The sequence below is a fragment of the Mycoplasma sp. 480 genome (assembly GCF_051353065.1).
Classification (GTDB): domain Bacteria; phylum Bacillota_I; class Bacilli_A; order Mycoplasmatales; family Metamycoplasmataceae; genus Mesomycoplasma_A.
In genome coordinates, this window is sequence record NZ_CP195722.1 from 656,698 (window position 1) to 675,999 (window position 19,302).

The window sequence follows — 19,302 nt, forward strand, 5'->3', positions numbered from 1 at the left end:
TTTTGATAATTGAATTAGAATCACTAAAAATGTTGATTACAATTAAGTTGCTTTATTATTCTACAATATTTTCAAAATTTTTCAAGTAAATTTTTATTTTTTTTCTTAATTTAAATATTTAAATAACATTATTAAAAAATATATTAGAAATTTTAATAATTAAAATCACCAAAAACTATTCTATGTATTAATTAAAAAATTTTTAAATTTATTAGTTGATGTAGAAATGTCTTCAATTAAGTATTTTTTTATTAAATATTATTTTGCTTCAAAGAAACATTTTTCTATTCAATTAAAAAAACCTTTCCATTGAGAAAGGTTACATTGAAGGCCCGAGTTTCCCAGTTAATAGCAAAAAAGACAAAATCAACCATTTTTTTGGTTGATTTTATTGTTTTTGTTTTTTCTTTATACCATTTTTGATAAAACTCTTTTTATATCGTATCAATACTTGATATTATCGTTGTTTTCATCGGTTTTATAATTTAAAGTTTCTACTTTAATTATTTCACCTTTAAATTCAGTTACAACACTTGTTTGAGAGTTGAATGCTTCAATGAATTTATCATTTGTTATTTTATCTACAACACCATTATCTTTATAAAATTTATTTATTAAGAAAATGGAATATTTCAATACAACTAACGCTAAAAAATTAAGTATAAAATGTCCTAAAATATGAGAATCTTTTCATACATAAATTGGTCTAACTTTTAGTGTGTTTTTTAGAGTTCTAAAGTTCTCTTCAATTTGTCATTGTTTGTGATATATTTCAATAATTTGTTCTGGACTTAAGTCAAGTCTAGAAGTTTCATAAACATAGAGTCCATCGAATTTTTCATCTTCTATGATTTTTTCATAATCGAGTTCGAATTCCATTTTCCCTACTCTTTTAAAGAATTTATACTTTTTAATTCCTATAATTTCTTCTGCACTAACTCTTCCAATTTTGTTTTGTCTTTTTTGGAAATTTTTAATTAATATTTGTCTATCTTCATAATCTTTTTTTGCTTTCGATTTACTAAAAGCAACAATTCTTCTTCTTATTGTATCATTAACTCTTTTTCCGTTTCAATGGGAATTATAGTGATATTCTTTGTATTTCAAGCTTTGGTTTATATCAATATAACCTTCTTGTGCAAGTGCAAATTCTTTAAATTCTTTGCTTGATGATTTTAACCTATAAGAAATTATAAAATCAATGTTTTTTTGCTCTAAATAACGGAGATTTTTGTTTATTGACATTCCTTTATCTGCGATAATAGTAACTTTTTTGAGATTGTAATTTTTCTTCATTTCTTCAATAAAAGGAATCATTGTGCTTGAATCTGCTGTGTTTCCTTTAAAAACTTTTATAAAAATCGGAATACCATTACTATCTGTTGCCATTCCTATAACGACTTGATCTTCTTTGAATTTTCCATCTTTAGAATAACCCGGAATTCTTAGTCCATTTCTTTGAAAAGATTCAAAATAAACAGTTGAAGAATCATAAAAAACTAATTCGATATCTCTTCCTGTTTCATTTGTGATAATGTTGTTTAAATTGGAAAAAATTTCTTTTTCATTATCAACTAAAACATCAAGAAATCTATAAAAAGAATTTTTAGAAGTTGTTATTTTATTATCGAATTTTTCTTTGTTTTTGAATCTTTGGAAAATGCTTTGTTCATAAAGAATTTTTGAAGCTATTTGATATTCTAAAATTCCTTCTAAATCTTTATGTTTACTTTCTTTTAATGAACCAAAAATATTTAATTTTTTGACAACATTATAAATTAGATTTATCTCAGTCATTTTAAGAAATTTTTCAATATTATCTTTTTTAATTTCACTTAATAAAATATTTTTTATTTCTTCTGCTGAGTTTTTAGGATCAATTTCTCTCAATTTCTTTCTCATTATCTCTAAATATTTTGGATTTATTTTTTCTAATTTTTCAATATTTCCTAAACTTGCAATTTTTTTATAACCTTTTTTATTTTCTCAATATTTTACAACGGTTGCATATTTAGCATTCCCATTACTACATTCAAGTATAAAATGATTTTTCATATTGTAATTATACCATAATAGAAAGATTTTCAAAGAAAAAAATATTTTTTTTAATACATAGTATTAAATATATGAAAAAAAAGAAAAAAATCCCGTCAACTGGGAAAGACGGGAGAAACATTTTTCTATTCAATTAAAAAAACCTTTCCATTGAGAAAGGTTACATTGAAGGTTTGAATACTTAATATTACGCTTAATCTGACGATAAACTCTCCATATGATTATCCGTAAATTTTTAAATTTACTAGTAATTTAACGATTACTAATATTAGTATAACACTATTCTGCTTTTTTTGGAAAAATTTTTATTTTTATATTTTCTTACTAAATTTAACCTTAAATGAAAAAATACAATAATAAGAATTAGGTTATTCATTTATTTAATAATTTTAATTCTTGTTCATTGAGTAAAATTCTAGTAGGTTCATATTTTTTTAATTTGTTTTTTAGATCATTAAGTAAATCATCTGATATATTTGATCTAATTTCAGTTTTCATTCTATCATCATATTTAACTGTAGAAGTAATAAAAATTTTATCTAAATCTATAAGTGTTTCAACAACAAAAGGATTTATATTTTTATCCACTTGCTCCTCATAATAATTTTTTATTATTTTCAAGTTAATAATTTCTGCTTTTGATGTTTGACATTTCACAAATTCGTAATTCATTCCTTCTTTTTTAATGCAAATATACATATGAGTTTTTCTTGCTAAATATGAAATTTTACTTGGAAAAGGAATTCTTAATTTAATAACATCTTTAACTTTAATCAACTAGCAATCCCCCATCTTCTTTGTCTATTTCTACATATATTGGATTATATAATTCATCACTGTCTGCAAGTTCTTTAAGAATTTCTTTTTGTTTTTCTGTAAGGTTTTGAAAATCTTGCTTTGAAAAAACAAAGTATTTTTCTTTAATATGAATTACTTCTGAATTTTTAACCATTTCTAATGGATACATACGATCTATTTTTTTCATTCACTTTTCATCTTCTTGATTAAAATCGTTTTCATTTAAAATTATATTTTTTTCTTTATTCAATATTCTATTTTCTTGAACTTTTCATAAATTAAGTTTATGAGTAATATCTGATAAAGTTTTTTCTGTTGATGTTTTCACAATAAAAGAACATTTTAATGCTCTGTCGTTGTTTACTTTATTTTTATTATTTAAATATTCTTGTTCCGCTTCTTTGTTAAAAAGAAGTCTGCTTTTTTTATAATCTCCATAGACATTACTAAAAACAGGACCTTTTTGATATCCTTTTAAGTAAGAAAAGTCTGCTTTTTCTTGTGCTAATTTACTAAAAATTTCATAAAATAATAAAAATTTTTGTAATTTAAGTGAATTTTTATAAGAATTAATATCATTTTCTTTTAGTCAACCAGATAACATTAATTTTCTTTTATTGCTAAAAATTTTGTCCATTTTTCTCCTTTTATTTTTTTATTAAGTTCATTCATCACAAGAAATATTTAATATAATTCAACCTTTTTTATTGTAACTTTCAAGTTAATCAAATATAAGACCTCCATCTTCTTCATCTATTTCTACATATATTGGATTATATAATTCATCGCTATCTGCTACTTCTTCAAGAATTTCTTTTTGTTTATTTGTGAGATTATTAAAATCTTGCTTTGAAAAAACAAAGAATTTTTCTTTAATATGAATTACTTCTGAATTTTTAATTTGTTCTATTAAGTACATTGAATCTATTGTTTTAATTAATTCTTGATCATCATTATTAAAATCTTTTTCATCCAAAGGAACATTTTTATCTTTTTTATTTATTAATTCTTCTTTTGATTTTCAGAGATTTAACTTATGAGTAACATTAGATAAAGTGGATTCAGTTGCAGTTTTAACTATGAAAGAACATTTTAATGCTCTATCACTATTTATTTTATCTTGATTATTTTTATATATTTCTTCTACTATTTTGTTGAAAGTGCTTCTTTGATTTTTATAATCACCATAGACATTGCTAAATACAGGACCTTTTTCATACCCTTTTAAATAAGAAAAATCAAATTCTTCGTTTGCTATTTTAGAAAATAATTCATAAAATAGTAAGAATTTTTGAAGCTTTAGTGGATTATTATAAGAATTAATGTCATTCTCTTTTAATCAACCACATAAAGTTAACTTTCTTTTGTTACTATAAATTTTGTTCATTTTTTTCCTTTCACCTAATTTGATTATAACACAGTTTTTAAACTCAATTACAATAAATTTTTTTAAAAATTCCTTTATTAATTTATTAATAAAATTTTTGATTATTTTTTAAGACCAGTAAATAAATTATCAAAAATATTGAAATTCTTTTGATTTTGTTTTTTTGAGTTTATAGTTAAAAGTAAAAATATTTTTTATATTAAACCTTATAAAAAATTTATGAAGTAATATATTTAATTAACACAATTAAATTATAGTTTCTTAATCATTTAAGATTTCCTGCGTTTCCCAGTTAATAGGGAAAAAATACAAATAGTGCTGTTTTACAGCACTTTTCGTTTGCTTTTTTAAAAATTTACTTGCTATTTTATGTATTTTATATATTCATCATAAAAATTTCAAGCCATTACTGATAATTCGTTATCTAATCTTTTAAAAGTTAATAATTTATTGCTATTTCTATCTTCTTCTGTCATATAAATTAAATTTTTTAAAATTAAAATAAATTTTTCATCTGTAATTTTTTGTATTATTCCATTATCTTTATAGAAATTTTTTATTTTTAATAAAAACATTTTCAAAATTCATAATGATAAAAAAGAAAATAATACATGTCCTTGGATGTGTTTAGTTGTATAAACATACATTGGTCTAATTTGTAAATTATTTTTTAATGTTCTAAAATTTTCTTCTATTTTTCATTGCATTGAGTATATTTCTACAACTTTTAATGGATCTAAATCCTTTAAAGAAGTTTCATATACATAATAACCATCAAATTTTTGATCATTTGAAATTTTTTCTTCATCTAAAACATATTTAGAAGAATTCAATTGTTTAAAATGTTTGGTTTTTTTGTATCCTATCATTCTTTTTTCATTAACAAATCCATTTTTGTCTTGATTTTTAATAAAATTATTTATTTCATTCTCTCTATTTAGTTTATCTAATTTAGCTCTGGATTTACTTCAGGTGACAATTTGTTTTCTTATTTTCCCTTTATTTTCTTTATTTTCTACAAAAATTTCTTTAGTTTTATATTTAAACTTTCCTGATATCTCAACATAATCATCTTCTTTTAATAAAAATTCTTTATATTTTTTTGTTTCGATATTTGCTCTTTTTGAAATTATGTAGTCTATATTATTTTCTTCTAAAAAATTAATATTTTCTGCAGAACTCATTCCTCTGTCTGAAACAACTGTAATTTTTGTATTTTTATAAATTTCCTTAAATTCCTGTATAAAAGGAATTAATGTTTTTACATCTGCAGTATTTCCAGGAAAAATTTTATAAAAAATAGGTATATTTTCTGAATTACACGCCATTGCTAAAACAATTTGATCTTCTTTAAATTTTCCATCTTTTGAATATCCTGGTAATCTTAATTCTTCTTTTTTGAAACTTTCAAAATAAATTGTGGTTGAATCGAAAAAAATAGTTTCGTTTTCATTGACAAACTTTTTAGATATATTTTTCAAGATATTTTCCTTATTATCTTCTAATAAGTCAAGCATTCTATAAAAACTATTTTTTGAATAATCCAAGTCTGTATATGATTCAGACTTATTTATAAAAGATTTAAAAATACTTGAAGGTTGACAAATTCTATTAGCAATTTGATAAGAAAGTATTTCTTTCATCCCTTTGTGCTTACCAAAATTAAAATTTTCAAAAATGTTTAAATCATACATAAATTCTAAAATAAATTCTGCACTAAAATTTTTAGTTTTAGTAATATTTGAACTCAAAAGAAGTGCAGAATTTATTTCTGCTTCTAATTTTTCTATATTTACGGTTGTGTCATATTTACTTATTATGCTTTTAATAATTTGTTCATAATTAGGATTCTTTTTAAGTAGCTTTTCTTGATTTCCTAAAGCTAATAATCTAATATTTCTTCTATAACTTCCGCTTGTATCTCAGTAACCAATATTTTTATATGTTGCTTTTTTTGGTCCCGTAGAGTTAAATAACATTAATTTCATATTTAAATTATATCATAAATAGCAAGTTATAGCAAGAATTTTATTAAAAAAAATAAAAAATGTATATATTTATAAATAAATATATACAATCTAAATTTTATTATTTTTTTCTTTGTTAACTGGGAAACACAGGAAGATTTAATCTTTTATGGTTAAATAAATTACCATAAATATTAAAATTTAATTTTGTTCTTATTTTTATTATTAATATCTTGTTTGATTTAAAGAAACATTTTTCTCTTTAATAAAAAACCTTTCTGTTAAGAAAGGCACATTGAAGGTTTGAGTACTTAATATTACGCTTAATCTGACGATAAACTCTTCATATGATTATCCGTAAATTTGTAAATTTACTAGTAATTTAATCATTACTAATATTATTATAACATTATTTACATTAGTTTACATTTGATTTTGTCTTAATAATTTTGTTTTATTAATTTATTTTTTGTTTGGTTTAATAAATAATTAAATATATATACTTTAACTTGATTATAGTATACTACCTAAACTTAATCAAATTAAGATAGAGGTGGGATAATACTGAACTAGTATTCAATATAAATAATAAGTAAATAAAAAATCTAACCTATTACTAGATTAGACTTTTATTAAATTATTATTAGTTAGTTGGTTTGATTTCAAACTCAATTAAAGTATTTGCAAATTTATCTGTATGAATGAATACAGGTGCTACTTTAGAAGTACTATCTTCTTGTGATCAAATTCCAATTAATCTTAATGGTGTATTTTCAGGAGCTTTTTCATCTTCTGAAATTCCATTGTAATTTACATGGAATTGAATTGTTTTATTAGAAAAATCAGTAGAACTAGTAGATAATGCTTGTGGATTACCTTGATTATCACCTGCAAAGTATAAATTACCTTGTTGATCTTGGAAGACCCGAGTTTCCCAGTTAATAGCAAAAAGACAAAATCAACCATTTTTTTGGTTGATTTTATTGTTTTTGTTTTTTCTTTATACCATTTTTGATAAAACTCTTTTTATATCGTATCAATACTTGATATTATCGTTGTTTTCATTGGTTTTATAATTTAAAGTTTCTACTTTAATTATTTCACCTTTAAATTCAGTTACAACACTTGTTTGAGAGTTGAATGCTTCAATGAATTTATCATTTGTTATTTTATCTACAACACCATTATCTTTATAAAATTTATTTATTAAGAAAATGGAATATTTCAATACAACTAACGCTAAAAAATTAAGTATAAAATGTCCTAAAATATGAGAATCTTTTCATACATAAATTGGTCTAACTTTTAGTGTGTTTTTTAGAGTTCTAAAGTTCTCTTCAATTTGTCATTGTTTGTGATATATTTCAATAATTTGTTCTGGACTTAAGTCAAGTCTAGAAGTTTCATAAACATAGAGTCCATCGAATTTTTCATCTTCTATGATTTTTTCATAATCGAGTTCGAATTCCATTTTCCCTACTCTTTTAAAGAATTTATACTTTTTAATTCCTATAATTTCTTCTGCACTAACTCTTCCAATTTTGTTTTGTCTTTTTTGGAAATTTTTAATTAATATTTGTCTATCTTCATAATCTTTTTTTGCTTTCGATTTACTAAAAGCAACAATTCTTCTTCTTATTGTATCATTAACTCTTTTTCCGTTTCAATGGGAATTATAGTGATATTCTTTGTATTTCAAGCTTTGGTTTATATCAATATAACCTTCTTGTGCAAGTGCAAATTCTTTAAATTCTTTGCTTGATGATTTTAACCTATAAGAAATTATAAAATCAATGTTTTTTTGCTCTAAATAACGGAGATTTTTGTTTATTGACATTCCTTTATCTGCGATAATAGTAACTTTTTTGAGATTGTAATTTTTCTTCATTTCTTCAATAAAAGGAATCATTGTGCTTGAATCTGCTGTGTTTCCTTTAAAAACTTTTATAAAAATCGGAATACCATTACTATCTGTTGCCATTCCTATAACAACTTGATCTTCTTTGAATTTTCCATCTTTAGAATAACCCGGAATTCTTAGTCCATTTCTTTGAAAAGATTCAAAATAAACAGTTGAAGAATCATAAAAAACTAATTCGATATCTCTTCCTGTTTCATTTGTGATAATGTTGTTTAAATTGGAAAAAATTTCTTTTTCATTATCAACTAAAACATCAAGAAATCTATAAAAAGAATTTTTAGAAGTTGTTATTTTATTATCGAATTTTTCTTTGTTTTTGAATCTTTGGAAAATGCTTTGTTCATAAAGAATTTTTGAAGCTATTTGATATTCTAAAATTCCTTCTAAATCTTTATGTTTACTTTCTTTTAATGAACCAAAAATATTTAATTTTTTGACAACATTATAAATTAGATTTATCTCAGTCATTTTAAGAAATTTTTCAATATTATCTTTTTTAATTTCACTTAATAAAATATTTTTTATTTCTTCTGCTGAGTTTTTAGGATCAATTTCTCTCAATTTCTTTCTCATTATCTCTAAATATTTTGGATTTATTTTTTCTAATTTTTCAATATTTCCTAAACTTGCAATTTTTTTATAACCTTTTTTATTTTCTCAATATTTTACAACGGTTGCATATTTAGCATTCCCATTACTACATTCAAGTATAAAATGATTTTTCATATTGTAATTATACCATAATAGAAAGATTTTCAAAGAAAAAAATATTTTTTTTAATACATAGTATTAAATATATGAAAAAAAAGAAAAAAATCCCGTCAACTGGGAAAGACGGGATAATAAGTAAATAAAAAATCTAACCTATTACTAGATTAGACTTTTATTAAATTATTATTAGTTAGTTGGTTTGATTTCAAACTCAATTAAAGTATTTGCAAATTTATCTGTATGAATGAATACAGGTGCTACTTTAGAAGTACTATCTTCTTGTGATCAAATTCCAATTAATCTTAATGGTGTATTTTCAGGAGCTTTTTCATCTTCTGAAATTCCATTGTAATTTACATGGAATTGAATTGTTTTATTAAAAAAATTAGTAGAACTAGTAGATAATGCTTGTGGATTACCTTGATTATCACCTGCAAAGTATAAATTACCTTGTTGATCTTGGAAGACAGCATAACCTTTAATAGTTGTAGTAATTACTCTATTGGCATTTGCTGTATTTGGACTATATGATATTGATAAGGTTTTATTAGTATTATCTCATGTTGTAGAACCAAATGTTACATAATTATCAATTTGACTTGGATTACCATGTGTACCTGGTTTTCCAGTTAATCTTAGATTATTTTGTCCAGAGTCAGATGTTCATACTAATTTAGATTCATCATTATTAAAATCACCAGCAGGCATAGGTAGTGTGTAAGTTGCTCTTGTAGTAATATCATCTCTTAGTAATGTTATACCTTCAGTAACATCACTTGTACCATTTGTTAGATATGTAGCAGAGTTAGTTGCTTCTGTTTTATCAGCGGGAACATATTTAGTTAATGCAAATATAGAACCTGCTTTAATTCTAATATATTTTTGATGAAGTTTTCCTCAACCTAAACCATCATTTCTGTTTGTAGAACCACCAATTGTTACATAAATATAATCTGGATTATTCGGATCTCTTTTAGCTGTCATCCATTCAATAGCTTGTTTTGGCATAAATTCTGTTCAAGTAGAACTACTATTTACAAATGCTGATGCAGATTGTTTTAATTTAAAATGACTAGTTGCTTTAGTTGAATTAGGAGTAATAAATTTACTGCTTGTTATAGTTGTATTATCACTGTTAGTTGCAAAACCTTGATGAGATGCTGCTCCAAAACCATCTGTATATTCAAATGTCATTACTGGAGTATAAGGTGCATCTGATACATATCAAGTATATGCTAATCCACTACCACTATTATATGGATGTGACTCTTTTAATGATCTAGTTGGATCATAAACTTTGAATGCTAATCCAAAGAAGAAGTTTGTATTTTGTTGTGGAAATGCTATTTCTTCAACTAAATAAGTAGATTTAACTGTTGCATAAATATCTCCACCTTTTTCTGTTCTATTTAAAGTAGTAATAACTTTATTATCGCTTTTATCTACTTTTTCAGAATAGGTTACACCACTAATTGTAAATTCTAATCTTGCTCCTAGAATTTCTTTAACATCAGCGGTTGTTAATTCTACTTGTAAAGTAGAAGTATCATTTAATCTGCTATATGAAATTTCTGAATTAGTGATATTTTTATCCGCTTCACCTTCGTGTCTTCGTTTTCTAACAACAGCAACACTTCAAGAATTTATTGTATCTCATTTAATTGTTGATTTTGGATCACTAAACTGTATATTAAATTTAGTTTTATAAGCATAGTGATTATCGGTTACAGTACTATTTTTAATTGATGCTTCCGGAGTTACTCCAACAATTTGTGGTTGCTCAATTAAAGTAGAGAATGTAGAATCTGCTGGAACATTAAAAGTAATTCTTTCTGAAGTAGGAGATAAATCGATAATTTCTTTTACTTTATATTTAGTTCCTGATAATAAACCGTCAACATCACTACTTAAATTAAATTCAATGTTACCATCTTCTGCTAATCTAATATTAACTGGTGAAGTTTTTTCAGTATTTGTAACTTCAGTTCCATCATCTGCAAGTTGCACATATCTTAAAGCTAAGTTTTTATTTCTTGCATATGTTCTATCTGTAGTTGGAACTGTAAATTTAACTTTTGCACTTGATGTTGTTGCATCAGTTCCATCAAATTGTTGTGCATTAAATTCTAATGTTGATGCAGTTCCTAAAGTTCTAAACTCTTTAGAACTTTCTAATTCTCCATTAGTATTAAATAACTTATTGTATGGAACTGCTGTATTTGAATTAGTTGTGTCAACAACAGTTGTTATTCTGTAACTGGTATATTTACTTAAATTACTAAAGTTAAATGTAACTGAATTATTTGCAACAGTTGCATTTGCTTGAACTTGATTTGCTGCTGCATTACCATCATTTGTTGCTAAAATTGCATCTAAATGTAGTGAGTGACCATTTAGTGAACCTTCTGCATCTGCAAAAGTTAATACTACTCTTGCTTCAGTTTCTGAATTAGGAGTAATTTCAATTGCGGAAATTTCTGGTTTAGTATAGAATTTATGACTATTTTGAGTTTGTAATTCATTTTTAATTGTTATTGCAGCTGATGAAGGAATTAATGTTCCCCCTATTATTTCATATTGAGAACCAGCTGATAAATTACTTAAATTAACTGTAAATGTTTTATCTGAATTAACTTCAACTAGTGCAGTGTTGAAACTTTCTGTTGTTCCTACTTTTCTATATAAAATGGATGCATGTTGACCTGATTTAGCAAATTCATCTTCAAGTGTTAAAGTAGCACTAGCACTATTTACTGTTTGACTTGAGAAAGTAATTGCAGAAACTACTGCTGTTTGTGTAATAGAAGTAAATCTTCTTTCAGAATTTGTATCTTCACTTATATTGCTATTGAAAGTTAAATCTTCTCCTGAAGTTGAATCTCTTTTAATTGCAGTAATTTTGTATTCTTGTCCTTTTACAAGATTAGTTAAATTGAATGTCGCAACACTATTATTATTATTATTAGACACCACTACTGTTCCTGTTGCATTTCCACTGTGATTTCCATCACCAAGTGGAGTTACTAATTCATAAGTAATTGCAACAGTTCCGTTGTTTGCAATATCTAAGTTAGTATTATCAAATCCTACTTTAACAGTTGCTTGTCCTTCTGTTGATGAAACATAAGAAATAGTTTTAACTGTTGCTTTAGTGTTGATTTGTGCAGGAGTTCCTTGAACTCTTGCAATAACTGAATCAACACTTGCTTCAGTGTTAGCTGAATCTTTAGTTAAAGTAATATCGGTAATATGATAGGTTTGACCACCAGTTAAACCGGTTAAACTAAATACTGCTTGTTTATTAGTAATATTTACAGGAGTATTATGTGTAACTTTTCTTTCAAGTTCATTAGTTACTTGGTAAGAAATATTAGCAGTTCATTCTTTGTTTAAAAAGTCATCACTGTTTCCAAATGCAAGTGTAAAGGTTCCTGCTCCTACTTGTTTATAATCATTAGCAGTAATTGTTACTTCTGCTGTTTTTACAGAAGTTCTAAATCTCTTGTTATTATCTGTGTTAGTTGCAGTTGTGAAAACAAGATCTTTATTATTTACAGTAGCTTTAACAATTTCATATTGTTCATCTTTTTGTAAATTATTCAATTCAACAGAAATTGAAGTTTTACTATTGTAAATGAAGGAAGCAGTTAATTCAGTACTACTATTATCTGAAACTTTTCTATATGTTAGAGTTCCTTGAGTTGAAGCACTCGGTTCCCCTAAGATATCATTATTATTAACAAGATCAATAGTTAATACTGCTTTTTTCTCTGTATTTAGGTTTTTAGTTACAGAACCTAAAGCAGGTAATGTTTTAAAGTCTTTATTAACATTATCTGGAAAACTAAATTGCACATCATTTGCTTGTGGTTCACCAGTTCTTTCTTGAACTGAAATGATTTCATAAGTATCCCCTGAATCTAAACCAGTTAAATTGAAGACTACTTTTGCTTTATCTCCTTCTTTAGTTACAATAGCTGCAGTTTCAGAAGTTTTTGTTGCTCCTGTTGTTTTTGAAGAAAATACTAAGTAAAGATTTTTAGCAGTTGTATTTGGTTCAACAATAGTACTTCCTGCTAAGAATACATCCGCTGCATCAAATATTAATGTTATAGTTGCAGTATCTTTAGCAATTGAACTTTCATCTTGAGTAATAGTATCAACAGTAGCGGTTTTTCCTGTTGTTTTAAATGTTTTGCTATTGTTATCAAAACTATCAACAAAAGGAGTTTCTGTATTATTAATTAAAACTTTCTTAATTGTATAAGTATGTTCTTTTTTCAATGCTGTTAAATTAACAACTGCTTCTGATTTACCACTTTCAGTACTTGGTACAATTTCTGCATCACTTGAAGTAATTTCATTAGTATCATCTTTTAATGTATAAACTACTTTTAGTCTTGAACCAACATATGTTTGAGAATTATCATTAATTCTTACAGTAGCTTCAGCAGTAGTTTCATCTCCTACTGTTGAAATTGATGCAACATCTGTTGTTGTAGCAAATGTTTTATCATTTCTAGTTAATGAATCCTTAAATAAGATTAACACACCTTCAGGGTTATGTTCTGTGTTTTTAACACCAGAATTTAATTGATCTCCTTGGAAAATTACTGATAATAGTTCATAAGAAGCTTGAACAAAGTTGTCAGTTCCTACAGTAAAACTAAATGAAGCTTTTAATGTAGTTGTGTTAATAGTTCCATTTTTCTCTATAATGTCTGTTTGACCTTTTTGTCTATATTTAATAGTAATGTTGTGATATGCACTTAAATAATTTCTATCTGCATCAGCAAATTTAAGATCAAATGATGAAGTTGTAGTTGTTGAAGTTTTGTTTTCAACTGCTTCAATTGTTGCTAATTTTGGTATTACTTTGAATTTTTTATTTTCATCAGTTACTGAAGATTCAAAAATTAATGATTGTTCTTGTGAAGAAGAAGAAGAAGAATCAACTAAAATAACTTCTTTAATTTTGTATCCTGTGTATTTTTCAAGATTTGAAAGTTTAATAGTTACTCTATTTGAATTAACAGTTCCAGCATCTGAAGTTAATACATCATTTTCTGCACTTTCTTTTACATATTTAATTTTAATTTGTTTATTAGTTGAAGTTTCTTTTAAGTCTTTTAGTCTAACTTCGATGTTTCAACTTTCTTCTTCATCTGCTTTAAAGTTTCTAACAACTCTAACTGTTGGAATAGTGTTAAATGCTTTTTGCTCTGCAGTTATAGTAGAAGCAAAGTTAACACTTATACCATCAATAATACCTGAAATAATTCTAACATTTGCTCCGTGTCCAAGGTTTTGTAAATCAAATGAATAAACAACAGTTCCATTTTCTACAGTAGCACTTGATAAAGTACTTTCTTTACTTTCAGAATCTTCTGAAGAACGGTATTTAATTTTTAGTTGTTTACTTGAAGTACTTAAGTAACCATCGACATCATTTGAGAATTTAACTTTAACAGTTGCACTATTATTAGTTATAGTTTCATAACTTAATTCTGTAATTTGTGCTGTTTTTGGTTCAACTGTAAATTGTTTATTAGAATCTTGAACTTCACTTGTAAATGTAAATGCAGTTAAATCACCTGTTAATTCATTTCCAGTTGCACTGTATTCAATTTTTTCAATTTTATAAGTTTTAGATTTAACTAAATTAGTTAAAGTTGCATCAATTCTTGATAAAGTAATTGTTGAATCAACTGTTAATTTAGTACTTTCTGCATCGGTTGCATAATAAGTAATTTTTACTTTCTTATTATCAAATGATCTATTGTCATTTGATCCAGATAATGGATCACGAACAATAGCATTTAATTGATAAGTAGTTTCTGCTGATGGAGCAATAATTACTCTAGAAATTAATGGTGTTGTAACTACTTGTTTATTTGAATCAGTAATTGATTGTGAAAAACTTGTTTTAGGAACACTTTCAATAGAGATTCCTGTTAATACGTATATTGAACCAGCATCTAAACTATTAAATGTAAACTCTCCTTTTGGAACTCCACTATCATCAGTTAAAGCAACTTGTTGAGTTATTTCAGCTTCTGAACCTTGTTTTCTTAATTTTAATGTTGCAGTTTTACCAATAGTAAATGCATCAGCAGTTCCTAATTTAATAGTTACTGTTGCACTATTTAAAGTAGTAGTTGAATTTACTGTTGTTACTTCAGAAGTTTGTGAAGTTAAAGTAAATTGTTTGCTATTTTCTGTAACAGTAGATAATTCATCTAATTTAGTTAAATTAGCATCTGAATTTGCTTGATCACTAATTTGTAATTCTTTAATTGTATATGAACCAGATTTAGTTAATCCTGTTAATTCAAATACCGCTCTACCGTTTGAAATGCTTACTGTTTGGGTTTCTAATTCAGTATTTGTATCACTTGATAAATGATATTTTAATTTAGCTTTAAAGTTTTCTTTTACTCTAGCATTATCTTCAATAGAAACTACAACTCTTGTAGAAGTTTCACTAATTTGGAAGAATTCATATTTTGAAACTGCTGATTTTGTTACAAATTGTCTATGACTTAATAAAGCAAGAGAACCTGTTGAAGAATCAAAGTTAGATTTATAGTTTTCAACTGTAAATCCTACAACATCATATCTGATACCTTCTTTTAAGTTTGTTAAATTAACTGTAACAGTACCGTCTGTAGCGATGGTTTCACCATCACCTGTGGTTTCAATAATATCTGATGAATCTTGTCCTTTATATCTTAATTTTAGTTTTTTACCATTAACAAAGGAATCTTTTGTTGTATCAAAAGTTAATTTTACTGAAGCAGAATTTCTTTCAATTGAAGAAACTTCAACTTTATTAACTGTAGCACTTATTGCAGTAACAGTAAATACTTTTGTTGTATCTAATGTACTTGATTGATCTGCTCCAAAATCAATTTGTTGACTAAAGTCGGCATCTGAATCATTAGATTTTTCATAAATACCCACTACTTCTAATGTTTCTGTTTTTGGTAAATCTGCTAAATCAAATACATATAATCCTGAATCTGATGTTGATGTATACACATATTTCATTGCAGATTCAACAGTTTTTTCTGATTGTTTTTTAACAACAATTTTTAACTTTTTGTTAACAATTTCTCTTTTTGCATCGTTAAATCTTACTACGATTCTTGCTTTTGCTTCTTCAGAAGTATTTACAGAAATAGAGTTTACTGTTGCTTTAGTTGAAAATTGTTTTTTGTTTTCAGTAACATCATCTAAAATAACATCAATGTTTTTATTATCTTTTTCTCCATTAAATCCAATGATGTAGTAAACAGAACCTTCTTTTAGATTTGAGAAAGTAAATTTGTATTTTTTAGTAGAAGCATCTAAAACACCGGTTGCTTCTTGAATTGCTTCATTAGATCCTCTTAATTTATATCTCATTTTTAGAGTGTAAGAGTTATCTGCAAAGAAACTATCGTGTGTAGTATCAAATGAAACATTTACAACTGCTGAGTTTTTAGTTCTCATTGTTGCATCTTCTTCAATTGTAGCAACTTTTGCACTTTGAGCAGAAGTAATGAATTTTTTATCATTATCTGTTAATGATGTTTTTAAAGGAATATCAGTTTCAGTACCATTATTTACTAATTTAACATGAGTAATTTTGTATTCTTTGATTTTTTCTAAATTAGTTAAATCAAATACTGCTTTACCATTAATAATGTCAACTGCATCAGTAGTTGTTTCAGTGGAGTTTGCATCTGTTTTAGTATAAACTAGTTTTACTTGTTTATTTTCGTATTCTTGACTAGCGTCAGCAATTGAAACAATAACTCTAGCTTTTGTTTCAACTGGAGTTCTAAATTCAAATCCACTTACCCCGTTAGTTGTTCTAAAGATTTTGTTTTCTTCTGCAACTGTTTTTGCATCAAAAACAATTCTAGTTAAAGGTTTGTCTTCTGCATCTGCAGCATCTTTTTTTAGTGTTAGTGAACTAACAATATATTTAGTTCCTATATCTAAACCAGTTAAATCATAAGTTAAACTGCTTCCATCTGCACTTACAGTTGTTTCAATTGTAGAATCTTGGGTTGAAACACTAGCATTCACTTTTCTGTATTTCATTATAATAGTTCTACCTGCTAAGAATTTAGATCTATCATCAAAAGTAAATACTAATTGTGAAGTTGATTTTGTTTGTGGTGTGTTAGTAATATTATTAATATTAGCTGAAACAGCTGTTGTATAGAATAGTTTTTTATCTTCTGTTATATCACTAGAAACAGCTAAAATATCATTTGGTTTATTTGTATCTGAAGTTGTATAACCTTGAACTTCTACTGAAGTAATTTCAAAAGTTTTGTTTGGTGTTAAATTATCTAAATCAACAACAATGTAGTTACTTTTTACTTGTGCTGTAACTGTTTTTTCTGCCGTATCTTCACCTGGTTGTACTGCAGCATTAGCATCTGTTCTTAATTTATATTTAACAGTAGCTGTTTTTCCTTCAAAGGATTGTTCTTTATCTGTATATGAGTTATTTAAAGTAAATGTTAGGCTTGCGGAAGTATCTGAGTTTGTATAGTTAATATCTTTAATTACTGGTTTAGTAATAAATCTTCTTTTAGAACCATCTAAATTAATTGAAAAATCAATTTTTAAGTTATTTTCTACAGCGCTCTTAGTTGAATCTGCATCAAGAGTTAATCCAGTAATAGAATAACTTGTTCCTCCAATTAATCCAGTTAAGTCAAATTCTACTTTTAATTTGTTATCTTGTTTAAAAATTACTTTTCCTTCCACTGTTTGATTATCAGTAGCAGGTGAAGGGAAAGTAACAACATCATTAGAACCTAAAGCAGAAAATTGTAATTTTGCTTTTCTGTTTTCAATAAAATCATTGTTTGGTTCAAATTCTAGTACAACTTTTGCTGTACTTTCTTTTTTGTCAGTTACATTAACATCGTTAATTAAAATATTTGAAACAGTTGGTATAAAGCTTTTGGTTGCCTGATCAAAGTTTTTAGTAAAATCAAATGCAGTGTGTTTTTCTTGATCTGCAGTTCTACCTGGTTCACTTATTCCAATTTCTGTAATAGTGTATTCTAGTAATCCTTGTAAATCTTGTAAATTGAATCTAATAAAGTTACCAATAACATTTCCTTTAACGGTTTTAACTTTAGTAGCATCATCTTTTTCTGTTGTTAGAGCATATTTTAAATATGCACTTTGTCCGTTTTTAGTATATGAATCATCTTTTAGAGTTACTGTAATAAATGCTGTTTTTTCAACTTGTGTATCGGTTGAGATTTTAGCAACAACTAGATTTGTAGATAAAATTCATTTATCTGCTTCTTCACGTGGAAGAATAGCATTTACTGCGTGTTCTAAATCATCACTATTAACTGATGAAAGTCTAAGAATTTCATATGAAGAACCTGGTTGTAAGTTAGTTAAATCTAAATCTACTTTATAGAATGTTTCTTGTTTATTATCAATTGTTTTTTCAACTTTTGTTAGAGTTAAATTAGAAAGGGTTTGAATGTTTGTATAACCTGTTTTTTGTCCGTTTTCATCTTTGGTAATTTGTGCATAAGTAACATTAATGTGTTTATTTTCAACATCTTCATCATCTCCTGAAAATAATATTTCACCTTTAGCAGTGTTTTTGGTGCTTTCAGTTTGAGTTAATGATTTTACAATTGTAGTTGGTATTGAAGTTTTAAAAGTACGATCTAAGTCAGCTTTCGCTTCTACTTCTCTATTATCGATTTTAACACTAGTAACTTCATAAGTAGTGTTTCTTTTTAAACCTTCTACTTTGGTTTTAAATACAACACTGTGTTTGTCGTTACCTGCTAAATCTTTACCTTCTACTAATTCTACTTTTCCTGTTAAAGTTTGTGGCTGTGCACTTGTGTTATTTTGTTCTTTTACTTGAATTGTAACTTCTTTACCAACAAGAATTTTTTCTTCATCAGAAAAGAATAATTCTAGAGAAACTTCTCTTTTATTAAGGTTATAGTTTAGTTTTTCTAATTCAGGTTTTGTAACAATGAAACCTGCACTTGTACTCATTTCAAAAGTTAAGTTATCATTTGCTAAATCAACAACTTGTAGATTATAGATTTTTCCAGGTTTTAATGAAGTAACATCTAATGAAAATTCTTGTGTTTCTGCATTATATGTTGCTACTTCTGTATCGGCAATTCTATTAGTTTTAGATTCAATAATGTTAACGTTTAATTGTGGATTACTTGATAAGGTTTTCTTATATCTTTCAGGTAATGATTCAAGATCTAACTTGAATTTAACTGTAGCACTATTTAAACCAATATTGGTTGCTTCAAATTCTTTAATATTAACTGTTTCAGCTTTTTTTGTTTTGTCATTAAATAAATGTGGAACAAAAGCAGCTGTTGTACCTATGGATGCTCCAAGTAAAGCACCTAAGGCAATTCCTTTTTTATTTTTTACTTTTTTACTCATAATTACTT

General features: G+C 25.7%; 8 protein-coding genes. 1 reads left to right on the plus strand and 7 read right to left on the minus strand.

Going from position 1 to position 19,302, the window contains the following annotated elements:
• Window positions 1–408 precede the first annotated feature (408 nt).
• From ACR34G_RS02830 to ACR34G_RS02850, 5 genes are all read right to left on the minus strand, one after another.
• Window positions 409–2,055, minus strand: coding sequence for an IS1634 family transposase (locus ACR34G_RS02830; protein ID WP_436358449.1), 1,647 nt, complete (start codon window positions 2,053–2,055; stop codon window positions 409–411).
• 363 nt (window positions 2,056–2,418) lie between these two features.
• Window positions 2,419–2,832, minus strand: a complete 414-nt coding sequence (locus ACR34G_RS02835; protein ID WP_436358450.1) for a hypothetical protein — start codon at window positions 2,830–2,832, stop codon at window positions 2,419–2,421.
• The gene (locus tag ACR34G_RS02840; RefSeq protein ID WP_436358451.1) at window positions 2,825–3,490 is read right to left on the minus strand and encodes a hypothetical protein; all 666 of its coding nucleotides are present in this window, start codon (window positions 3,488–3,490) and stop codon (window positions 2,825–2,827) included. The genes ACR34G_RS02835 and ACR34G_RS02840 overlap by 8 nt, the downstream gene beginning before the upstream one ends.
• An 84-nt stretch (window positions 3,491–3,574) precedes the next feature.
• Window positions 3,575–4,240 carry a hypothetical protein gene (locus ACR34G_RS02845; RefSeq protein ID WP_436358452.1) on the minus strand — a complete coding sequence of 222 codons (666 nt, stop codon included), beginning with the start codon at window positions 4,238–4,240 and terminating at the stop codon, window positions 3,575–3,577.
• A gap of 362 nt (window positions 4,241–4,602) precedes the next feature.
• On the minus strand, window positions 4,603–6,219 hold the full coding sequence (locus tag ACR34G_RS02850; protein WP_436358453.1) for an IS1634 family transposase: 1,617 nt from the start codon (window positions 6,217–6,219) through the stop codon (window positions 4,603–4,605).
• Between the two features lie 644 nt (window positions 6,220–6,863).
• Here ACR34G_RS02850 and ACR34G_RS02855 point away from each other — a divergent pair.
• Window positions 6,864–7,016, plus strand: a complete 153-nt coding sequence (locus ACR34G_RS02855; RefSeq protein WP_436358454.1) for a hypothetical protein — start codon at window positions 6,864–6,866, stop codon at window positions 7,014–7,016.
• 191 nt (window positions 7,017–7,207) lie between these two features.
• Here ACR34G_RS02855 and ACR34G_RS02860 read toward each other — a convergent pair whose 3' ends face one another.
• Together ACR34G_RS02860 and ACR34G_RS02865 are read right to left on the minus strand one after the other, a co-directional pair.
• Complete coding sequence (locus ACR34G_RS02860; RefSeq protein WP_436358455.1) at window positions 7,208–8,854, minus strand: IS1634 family transposase; 1,647 nt, start codon at window positions 8,852–8,854, stop codon at window positions 7,208–7,210.
• Window positions 8,855–9,025: 171 nt separating this feature from the next.
• Window positions 9,026–19,294 carry a hypothetical protein gene (locus ACR34G_RS02865; RefSeq protein WP_436358456.1) on the minus strand — a complete coding sequence of 3,423 codons (10,269 nt, stop codon included), beginning with the start codon at window positions 19,292–19,294 and terminating at the stop codon, window positions 9,026–9,028.
• Window positions 19,295–19,302 lie beyond the last annotated feature (8 nt).